The sequence below is a fragment of the Acidobacteriota bacterium genome, from assembly GCA_029861955.1.
In the GTDB taxonomy this organism is placed as follows: domain Bacteria; phylum Acidobacteriota; class Polarisedimenticolia; order Polarisedimenticolales; family Polarisedimenticolaceae; genus JAOTYK01.
The window spans coordinates 25,979-36,557 of sequence record JAOTYK010000032.1 but is presented as its reverse complement, the minus strand read 5'-3'; the positions used below and the strand labels follow the sequence as shown (position 1 = coordinate 36,557).

Annotated in this window: 6 protein-coding genes; all 6 read right to left on the bottom strand. The window is 62.7% G+C overall.

Annotation, left to right across the window (positions count from 1 at the left end; all coding sequences use genetic code 11):
• Nucleotides 1–4,895 (bottom strand): MopE-related protein (locus OES25_14170; protein ID MDH3628789.1); only part of this gene is annotated, 4,895 nt, incomplete at its 3' end.
• A gap of 84 nt (nt 4,896–4,979) precedes the next feature.
• Complete coding sequence (locus tag OES25_14165; GenBank protein ID MDH3628788.1) at nt 4,980–8,210, bottom strand: S8 family serine peptidase; 3,231 nt, start codon at nt 8,208–8,210, stop codon at nt 4,980–4,982.
• Nucleotides 8,211–8,295: 85 nt separating this feature from the next.
• On the bottom strand, nt 8,296–8,724 hold the full coding sequence (locus tag OES25_14160; protein MDH3628787.1) for a YbaN family protein: 429 nt from the start codon (nt 8,722–8,724) through the stop codon (nt 8,296–8,298).
• Nucleotides 8,725–8,753: 29 nt separating this feature from the next.
• Nucleotides 8,754–9,353: a cytochrome c oxidase subunit 3 gene (locus OES25_14155; protein ID MDH3628786.1), complete on the bottom strand. Its 600-nt coding sequence runs from the start codon at nt 9,351–9,353 to the stop codon at nt 8,754–8,756.
• Complete coding sequence (locus OES25_14150) at nt 9,350–9,700, bottom strand: cytochrome C oxidase subunit IV family protein (GenBank protein ID MDH3628785.1); 351 nt, start codon at nt 9,698–9,700, stop codon at nt 9,350–9,352. The genes OES25_14155 and OES25_14150 overlap by 4 nt, the downstream gene beginning before the upstream one ends.
• Nucleotides 9,701–9,718: 18 nt before the next feature.
• Entirely contained in the window at nt 9,719–10,573 is an 855-nt protein-coding gene (locus OES25_14145) for a cytochrome c oxidase subunit 3 family protein (GenBank protein ID MDH3628784.1), read from the bottom strand.
• Nucleotides 10,574–10,579 lie beyond the last annotated feature (6 nt).

Sequence of the window (10,579 nt, the reverse complement as noted above, 5' to 3'; positions counted from 1 at the left end):
GAGTCGGAGTCGTCGCAGTCGGCACCACCAAGAATCGCGGCCTGGTCACCCTGGGTGTCGTTCCACCCCGAGCACTCGACGTAGAGATCCGAGTCGTTGTCGATCTCATCAAGCGGAATCGAAGTATCACAGTCGTTATCATTGCCGTCACACAACTCGAGGGCACCCGGATAGCTGAGGATGTCGGTATCATCGCAATCGCCACCGCCGAGGATGGTCGGTGCATCACCCTGGGTGTCATTCCACCCCACGCACTCGACGTACAGGTCGCCGTCGTCGTCGATCTCGTTACTCGGCACCGTCGTGTCGCAGTTGTTGTCGGTGCCGTCGCACAACTCGGTGGCACCAGGATAGGTCAGCGGATCGGCATCGTCGCAATCCGTGCATGAATCACCCACGTCAGGCGTACAGGTTCCGCAGCAGTCGGAGAAGGTGTCCCCGTCACCGTCGAGGCATGTACCGCTTACCACTTCCAGCACAACGGAACCGGGATTGATGACGATATTCCAATCCACGGGACAATCGGTCGCCGGCGGTGTGAAGTTGGGGAAGGTGCCCGCAACGGAAGAACCCGTGATCAGAGTGAAGGACTGCCCCGGGACCGGCATGCAGCCGTTGATCAGCGTCACATCCAGGGTGCCGTCGAGGTTGACGGCCCCGGTCGCGTCGAGCCGGTCGGAATCCGTGCAGCCGACACCACTCAGTTCGACCTGGAGCGTCCCGGCTGCAGACTGGGTGTAGGCACCGGAGACGGCCATCACGCCGATTCCGGCGAGACCCGGCGCCACCAGCCCATCCTCGCCGACGGTCGGCATCGTCACGGTCCCGACACCGGTCAGCAGGCCGCCGTCGAACGGGAGAGAGCTATTCGACTGGAAGTCTCCCCCGTTAAGCGTTGTCGTACCCGCGGTCTGGGTGAAGTTCCTGAGATAGAGCGTCCCGGAGAGGGCGTCCACGGAGCCGGTGTTCGTAAACACGATGCTGGCTTGCGACGAAGTGGTCCCCGCTCCGGCGGACTTGATCAGGCTGCCGTCATTGATGAACAAGGCCGAACCGCCGCCCCAGTTGAAGTACATGTCGCTGGTCGAGTCGAAGGTGCCGCCCACCATGTTGTGGAACGTGCCGCCGGTGGCCAGATAGAACGAGTTGTTGGTCGGGTTTGCGGTCGTCGTCGCCGTGTTATTCAGCGTTCGGGCGAGCCATTTGGTAGTCGCCCCGGAAATAGACAGCCCGCCCTGGGCGTTCACCACGCCGCTACCCGAAAGGGTGCCCGCGGACCAGGTCATGGCGCCGGTGACGGTGAAATCGCTGGTTCCGGTCAGGGTGCCGCCGGCCATGTCGAAGATTGGCTGGGTAACCAACCCCTCGGTGTTGCTGAGATTCAACGTTCCGGTGTTGAGATCGATCGTTCCGATACTCGTGATGCTACCGGTGAAGTTGGCGGTCGCACTACCGGTAACGGTCGTCGTGCCGACGATGTTATAGCCCCCCGGAAGATTGACGGTGCCGGATCCGATGATGACGTGGGTCCCGGTCAGCGTCTGGGCCGCCGAGAGGTTCTGAGTTCCGCCGTTGAACCTCAAGGTCGCGCCGGTGCAATCGAACACACCGGTATGGGTCGCGCCACGGGTGAGTTGGAACGTCCCGCTCTGGACATCGACGATGCCGTTGTTGGTGAACACGATATTGGAAGCGAACTGTGTCGTTCCCGTACCGGCCGATTTGATAAACGTGCCCTCGTTGATGAACGATGGCGTCCCGCCGCCGAAATTGAAATAGGCATTGTTCTGCGAATCGAAGGTACCGCCCACCATGTTGTGGAACGCGCCATCGGTCGATAGATAGAACGAATTGTTGGTCGGTGTCGCCGTCGTCGTCGCCGTGTTGTTCAGCGTTCGGCTGAGGTATTTTCCGGAGGCACCGGTTATGGCCAAACCACCCTGGGGGTTCAACTCGCCGCTGCCCGACACCGTGCTGGAGGACCAGGTCATGGCACCGGTGACGGTGAAGTCGCTGGTGCCGGTCAGGGTGCCGCCGGTCATATCGAAGGTCGTCTGGGTGACGAGACCCTCGGTGTTGCTGAGATTCAACGTCCCGGAGGTCAGGGAGATCACGCCCATATCCGTGATACTTCCGGTGAAGTTGGCGGTCGCGCTGACCGTCGTCGTGCCGGTGATGTCGTAGCCACCGGCGAAGTTGACCGTTCCTGCAGCAATGACGGCGTCGGTGCCCGTCAGGGTCTCCGACGCCGGCAGGTTGTGGGTTCCGCCGGAGAAGCGGAGTCTTGCGCCGGTAAAATCGAACGTCCCGGTGTGGGTCGCTCCCCGATTGAGCTGCAGGGTTCCCGTCTGGACATCGATGACGCCGTCGTTGGCGAACGCGATGGCGGAGGACATTGACGTGGTTCCCGTACCACCGGACTTGATGAAGGTGCCGTCGTTGATGAAGGACGGCGTGCCGCCGCCGAAATTGACGTAGATGTCGATGGCCGAGTCGAAAGTGGCCCCGACCATGTTGTGAAAGGTGCCACCGGCCGATAAGTAGAGCGAGTTATTGGTGTATGTCGCGGTCGTCGTCGCCGTGTTGTTCAGCGTTCGACTCAGGTATTTCCCGGAGGCTCCGGTCAGCGCTAGACCACCCTGGGGGTTCAACTCACCGCTGCCGGACATCGTACCCGCGCTCCAGGCGTAGAGCCCGGTAACTGTCAGGTCACCGGCACCGGTGATCGTACCGCCGCTGTGGGTCACCGTCCCGTCGATATGGGACGCCGTCGTCAACGTCAGCGTTCCCGCGCTGATCGAGAGCGAGCCTGCATTGGCGATCGTCAGGCTCAACACCTCGGTCGTCAGGTTGCCGTAGGTGACGGCATAGCCATCGATACAGACATCGTCCGTCGTCGTCGGCAGCACATCGCCGTCCCAGTTGGTTGCCGTCCCCCAGGCCAGGTTGCCGCTGTCGTTGTCGAAGTTGACGGTTCCCGGGCAGCCGGCGGCCAGCAGTTCGCGGTCCGGCGGGCGGGTGACGAAGACATCCCCACGGTCGAGGGTCGATTCCAGGGAGTAGAGGCTCGAAGCGCCGCGGTATGCGGTGCTACCAGAGACCACCGGGTCTCCGAAGCGATCCAGGACCAGCTGTTCGACACGGTCGTCGCCCGACTCGCCGATCAACGTCGCCCGGGCAACCCCCATGTCGGTCGCATCGAGATGGAGCAGGAAGCCATCCAGGCCGCCGGGTCTTGCGCGACCTTGACTACCCGGAAGTTGATCCGAGTCGGTGGTACCGGCGACCCAGATGCCGCCGTCAGGGTCGATCGCAACACCGTTGGCCTGGTCATTCCCTGCCCCGCCCAGATAGGTCACGTGCTGAACAGTGTCATCCGCTCCGATGCGTACGAGGAAGCCGTCGCGGTGTCCACCGGACCGTTCCTGGGTGGCGTTGTCGGTGACCGGGAGATCGAGTGAGTCGGTCCAACCACTGACCAGCAGACCGCTGTCTGCGGTCATGGCCAGAGCGGTCGCCGCATCGTCGGCGCTTCCGCCGATCCGTGTGACGAATTCCGGAGCGCCGTCGTCGCTGCGCAGGCGAGTCACGATACCGTCCACGTCATCGGCGGCAAACGATTCGGCACCGGCGACGTACAACCGCCCGTTGGGCCCGACGACGATCGCCGCCGCCGTGTCGTCCCATTCGCTACCGAAGAACCCGAGGTGTTCTTCTTCCGAACCATCGGCACTCAGTCGGGCCACGAAGAAATCGGAGCCTCCTGCCAGTTCGGTTTGGAATGCGGTCTCGTCAACCGGGAAGTCCGGGCTGTCGGTGGTTCCGACGACCCATGTGTTGGATGCGGCGTCCAAAGCGACCCCGTTGATGGCATCGTTACCGGTGCCGCCAATCACTCTCGAGTAGATCCAGTGGGAACCGTCTGCAGCAAGACGCCCGATGAAGGCGTCGGATCCGGCCTGACCGGCGACGATCAACTCGCCGTCGTCGGCTGCCGCCAGGGCCAGAGGAAGCTCGCCTGCCGACTCACCGAAGTACGTTGTCGACAGGATCGTGGCTCCATCGGCATCGAGACGGGTCACAAACGCGTCGACGCCACTGCGTCCGGCCACGAGAATGTGTCCGCTGTTATCGGTCGCAAGCACGCTACCGCGACTCGATCCAATCGATGACGGGACCGGCGGTAACCAGGTAGTTTCGATCACGAGCGGTCGTTCGGCGTCATAGTCGCCGACAACGAATCCGAGGCTGCCATCCGTCGTGGCGGAGAAGCGGCCGGAAACGTCGATGATCGCGTCATCAACCTGCTGGAAGATGTGTGGGTTCTGGAGGCCGACGTCCTTGCCGGACGCCCGCACGAGCAGGTCTCCGGCTCCCTCGATCCGAACCTGTTCCGCCGCACTCCACTGCAGAACGATGTCGTCGGGGTCGCTGCCCGGTGCCAGATGGAACCGAAGCAGGAAGCCGGCTCCGTGCCCCAGATACTCGGCCTCGATGCCGGGATAGAGCTGTCGATAGCGCAGTCCGGAATGGGTTGGAACATGAGTGATCCAGCGGTCGGGCTGATCGCCCGTCAGATAGTGGATCGTCCCCGGCAGCGTGCCTGTGGGCTCGAGGGTCGGGGTGGGGTTGCTGCCGACGAACGTCAGGCGGGCCGCGCCCGGGTCGGCCGCGGCGTCGACCGGAAGGACCGTTGCGCCGTCTGCGGAGAACAGTAGACGCAAGCCAGGCCCGCGACCGAGGAACGCGGCGTCCGGGCTCACCTGCCCCGCGTTCGGCTCGAATGTGACCCGCGGGGGCACGGGATCTGCCCCCTTGTCCGCCAGAGCCGGGAAGACCGAGAAGCTGAACAGGAGAAGCAGAGCAATGCGGGCCAGGGAATGTTTTAGCTTCATGACGGTCTCCGCGGGCGACCCGAATTGGATCACCTCAAGCGGTACAGACCGAAAGCTGCGGAAACGTAACGGGGTGGCGTCAGATCACCGCAGGGGCGATTCCCCACAGACGTTGACCACCGTCACCAGGTAATGGGAGAGATTCCCCGCCAGGACTCCGCCGACATCCACGTACTGGATCCCTGCGGTCCCCCCATCGGCATCGGCGAGACCCGAAGCATGGGGGCCTCCCCATCCCGCGGGATCCGGCGCGGGATCACGATAGACGTTCCAGCTGACACCGGGAGTCCCGGGGTCCAGCCAGGTGAGCATGACGTCGTTGCCCGACCGATCGACGACCAGTCCCGTCGCATCGCCGGCAAGCAGGCAGACACATCCCCCGCTGACACAGGAGCGAACAGACCCACATCCCGTTCCGGGTTCACGGGCCTCGATGGCGTAGAAGTAGGAAACATCGGCGGCGATCGTCGTGTCACTGAAGGCCGTTCCGGCCGGCGTCGCGATCGGCGTGCTGGACTGCTGGGCCTCCTCGCAGGAGACCTCGGAGCGGTAGACGGCGTAGTCGGCCGCGCCCGCAACCGCATCCCAGCTAAGGTCGAACGAAGTCGGACAACTGATGTCGGACCCACTGGCATTGTCCGGATTGACTCCGGGCCAGCTGTCGGCGGCATATGGGTCATAGATCGTGATCGTATCGACCCACGCACCCGGCGACGAATCGAAGTTGGTATTGTTGGCACCCAGACGGAAACGGATGTTGGTCTGCATCCCCGCGAACGCCGAGAGATCGACGAAATGCTCGTAGTCGAAGGTGTCGCCGGCGACGGTCGGCTCTAGCCCTCCTTCTCCGGAGAACATGCGGACATGTTCCGTGCCTCCGAAGGGGAACGCCCCGAAAACCCCACAATCATCCCAGAGATTGATGGCGTTGTAGGTCGCATCCGGCAGGTAGCTCCAGGTTGTATCGAGACGCTGCTTGGCCTCGACGATCATTCCGTCCAGAGCCTCCGGCGGTGCGGCGAACTCCGTATCCATCCACATCCAGAAGCCGAGTACGGCGCCACCGGCGGGAAGCGGAAAGGCCAAAGACATCAGGCCGGCGTCCTGATTGCCGTCGTAGACGAGACCATCGCCCAGACGCATCGAGTAGCTACCCGAGTGGGCTTTGTCCGTCACCGGCAGATCTTCCCAATCGTCGCCCCAGGCCGCCGTATTGCATTGCGAGAGAAAACTGGTGTTCGCTGCGACCGAGTGGGTCCAGCCCGCGCTATTGCCGGCGTCGAAGTCCCACGTGATCAACGGCGATCCGACGTCGCGATTCATCGGGATTTCGAGGTCCGCCGGGAAATTCGTCGCGGCGCAGCCGGTTTCATCGGCGACCCAACCCTCGCCACTGATGTTGAAATGGAGGGGCGTGGTGCCGACGGCGGCCGCCGTGTCCAACACCTGGAACGTGAACGAACCGATCATGCCGGTTAGCTGCGACGCAGGGGAAAAACGATCCACCGGCGCCAGGCTCGGAAAGAGATGGGTGTCGTCGATAACGACCACGCTGGGTGCGGTGCTCTCAAGCACCATCGAGACATCTCCGAACCGCTCCGTCTGCAGGTTGCGGATGATCACGTCGATCTGCCAGGTCTCGCCCGGGTCGGCGGACCGATCGCCGTCACAATCCCCCGCGATCGGCTGCGACGAGACGGCAGCGAGGCAGATCTGCTTGGAGCACTCGAGGAACGCATCGGCCGTCAACAACCCGCGTGTCGCAATGACGGTCTCGCCATCCTCCAAGTCAAGCTTGCCGTCCCCCAGGACCACCGGACCATCGACACCGGCCCACGAGATCGGGATCGTTCCCTCGTAGTAACCGTCCAACGTAAGCGGAGTCACGAGGACCATCTCCGAATCGGTTCCCAGGCTCCCGGTGAGGGTTACCGTCGCCGTGGCTCCGGCTGTCTCGTCCTTGAGCGCGACGGTCAGGTCTCCGCCACAGACGTAATGCGGTCGGTCCAGGGCCAACCAGGGGCCATCGATCATCGACATCGATCCGAAAGAATTGGCCCGGCCATAGCCCATGAAGGGGTCCCAACCCGGTGTGTCCTCGGCGGGATCTCCGACCTGGTCGTCGGCGCCCATTCGAAGCAGGTATCGGAGTTCTCGAACGTGGAGATCCGGGTCGGTCGCTCGAAGCATCGCCGCCAATCCCGCCGCGTGGGGACAACTGGCCGAGGTCCCGCCAAAACTCTCGAACTCGCCACCGCCGATCCATGTCGTGAGAACACCTTCCGGCGCGACGAGCTCTGCGTGATCTCCGTAGTTGTACCTGAAGTCGTCTTCGTGGGTCGAGCCACCGACCGAGACGCAACTCGAAATCGCTGCGGGCGCCCAGCCGAAGTAGCCCCCGGAGTTTCCCGAAGATGCGAAGCACAGCGAGCCGAGACCGAACGCGTAGTTCGTCGCGTCGGTCAGCGCCTGGGACCAACGAGTCGCAAGAGAGAGACTGATGGCGTCGGCCCCGTTGTCGGCGGCGTAGATCATCCCGTCTGCGATGTGGACGGATGGGCAGTTTCCGAAGCTATTACAAACCTTGACCGGCATGATCGCGCAGTTCCAGCAAACACCCGCGACGTTGATGGAGTTGTTTCCACGAGCAGCGGCGATCCCCGCCGTGCCCGTGCCATGACCGTGATCGTCTTCGGGGTCCGGATCGTCGTTGACGAAATCGTAGCCGGCCAAGAGGTTGGCGACGAGATCCGGGTGGTCGAGGTCCGTGCCGGTGTCGAGGATGGCCACCACACCCGAGGCGTTGCCGGTTCCGAGGTCCCAGGCCTCGACACTGTCCATGTCGGCGTCTACGGTCCCCCCGGACTGGCCGGTGTTGTTATGGGCCCACTGATCGGAGAACCGTGCATCGTTGGGGGTCGTGGCGGTCACCTGCCCGATGTAGTCGAGTTCTGCGTATTCGACCCATGGCAGTTTTGATAATTCGTTGACCCGTTCCTGCAGCCGTTCATCGTCCACACCCTTGAGTTCAAGGACGTAGATTCGGTCGAGACCGATCTTGTGGAACAACTGCGGGGCGGCAATGGGCGCTCCCCGCTTGCGAATCAAGCGGTACCCGCCGGTGATCTCCTGCCGGCTACGCAGCGCGTCGAGTTCGGGGAGTCCGGTCGGTAGGGTACGCTCCGGAAGCGTCTGAGCGCGGGCGGCTGCTTCGGGCGTCAGCTTGATGACGATGCGGCCGGAGGTGAACTCGGCACCGAACGTTACAGTCGTCGCGCAGGCAAGGATCCCAAACAGAAGCGTTCTCATCCTCATCAACGGCCCCTCCGTCCTGTGAGTTAGCAGAATCGGCGTCGACGGGGGGAATGTGCTGTTAAACCGAGAAAACGACCACCACGAATTATCGTTGTTGCAGTGAGCGTGCAGCGGTGACGGGCACCGTCCGAATCCAGTAGAGAATCACCGCGCTACCGATCATCCCCAGCCCCACCGCCACCAGCGGAAGGATCCAACCCGGCGACAGCCAGCTGCTCAAGAGGATCGCGCTCCACATCGCCGCCAGCGTGAGCACCTTGGCCCGCCGCGGCATCGCCCGACCGTGGGCCATCTGGACCATCGGTCCGACTTGTGGATGCTGAAGTAGTTTCCGCTGTAAGCGCGGAGAGCTGCGGGCGAAGAAGCACGACGCCCCCAGGAAGAAGACTGTCGACGGCAAGAGCGGGAGGAAGATCCCGACCACCCCGACACCCACCAGGACCAATCCCAACCCGATGTACAGCCAACGCACGGGGGTCGTCAGAGGCGTCATCTGTAGGGGTTCCTGGCTCATGGGGCCTCTCCGTCGCCACATCCTAGCACCTAGCGATCCAGCAACAGGATCCCGTAGAGCACCACCCAGACCACCAGCAGATAGTCCCAGTAGATCGCGTGATAACGCAGGCTGCCCGTATTGGCCCAGCTGAACTCGCCCTGCCAGACCCGCACAAAGAGAACCACGAAGCCGATCATTCCGCCCAGGATGTGGAGCCCGTGGAGACCCGTCAACATGTAGAACGTAAACGCGAACAGATGCCGCTCGAAGGTCGTATCGTTCTGCATGAAGTAGAGCCAGGCGGCTCCCTGACTGAGCAGGAAGATCGTGGCAAAGAACGCGGCAAACCCGACCTGCGGCATGAGGGCCTTGGCGACGCCGCGCCGGACCGTGGCCAGCGCACGATGCAGGAAGACGCTGACGCCGATCAGAGACAGCGTGCTCAGCCACAACACCTTGGGAAGAGCGGGTGCGTCCAGCGGCGGCCAGTTCGGAGCCTTATGACGGACCACCACGTAGGCCACGATCACCGCAAGGAACAGCATCGAGATCGATGCCAGGAAGACGCCGATCCCGAGGATCCTGGCGCCCGGGACGATTTCGGAACGATCGCCCCCGGGTCTCAGGATCGATGGACCCCGGGTCACCGCTGGAGTTCGGGTGCGTAGTCCGGAATCAGATCGGGCTGGTAGGCGAACGAATCCAGCATCACAAAGCAGATGAAGACCGCCAGAAAAACGAGCGAGATGATCAGGACAAACGAGTTGAAGGGTCGATCCCAACGCAGGTGCATGAAGTACAAACAGACCAGCGAACCCTTGACGACTGCAATGGCCATTGCAGCGATCAAGTTGAAGGGCCCCAGATCGAACCACGTGATGGCGACCGTCACGAACGTTAGAAACAGCAACGTCCCGAGGATGCCGAACAGCAACTTCAGCGGGACGACGTGTCCGACAACGTTTTCGTGAGAGTGGGCTTCCGATTGACTCATATTCAAATCCGTCTTCGTCTAGTGGATCAGGTAGAGGAGTGGGAAGAGGAAGATCCAGATCAGATCGACGAGATGCCAGTAGAGCCCGACAAGATCGACCGGCGTGTAGTACGCGCTGGAGAAGTGACCCTTCGCCGAGCGATAGAGCAGCCACGAGATGGCGCCCATGCCGATCAGGACGTGAAGCCCGTGCAGACCGGTCATCAGGAAATAGATGCCGAAGAAGATCGGTGCCTTGCTGGGCTCCGGTATCTCGTGGCTATCCTCGCCGTGACTCTCGGCAAGCCCCCGTGGCGCGTCCGCGGCTCGGGCCACCGTCGAGACCTCGGCGACAAATCCGCTCACATCTCCGCTCAGATCCGCGGCGTGATCGTCGGCGACGGCGTCGTGGCTCTCGGCGGCTTCGTGCGACTCGGTGGCCGCATCGCCGTGGTGTGCCTGGGACTGGTACTTCTTGCCCCACAGCGTCCCGTGATCGAACTTGGACTTGTACTCGACGCTCTTGATGCCCATGAAGCCAAAGCCACCGAGGAGCGTCAGGGTCAGCAGGATCTTGAGGAGCTTCTGCTGGTTCAACTGGGCCGCGCGAACACCCCAGGCCATCGTCAGGCTGGAGACGAGCAACACCACGGTGTTGATGGCACCCAGGTTCTTGTCGAGGAACTGATGGGCGTACATGAACACTTCGGGGTGGTTGGCCCGATAGATCGCATAGGCACAGAACAGTCCGCCGAACAACAGGATCTCTGTGGCGAGAAACAGCCACATGCCGAACTTGGTGGCGTCGGCCTGTTGCTCCGGTGTCTCGAAGTGGTGCTGCAAGAACGACGGGTGGTCGTGCTCGCCGTGGCCACTCTGTTGGGTATCGGACATCTGCTA

Bases quoted from the DNA above. Each gene is read 5' to 3' on its own strand.
- OES25_14165 (MDH3628788.1), bottom strand. From the start codon at position 8,210: ATGAGGATGAGAACGCTTCTGTTTGGGATCCTTGCCTGCGCGACGACT.
- OES25_14160 (MDH3628787.1), bottom strand. From the start codon at position 8,724: ATGAGCCAGGAACCCCTACAGATGACGCCTCTGACGACCCCCGTGCGT.
- OES25_14150 (MDH3628785.1), bottom strand. From the start codon at position 9,700: ATGAGTCAATCGGAAGCCCACTCTCACGAAAACGTTGTCGGACACGTC.
- OES25_14145 (MDH3628784.1), bottom strand. From the start codon at position 10,573: ATGTCCGATACCCAACAGAGTGGCCACGGCGAGCACGACCACCCGTCG.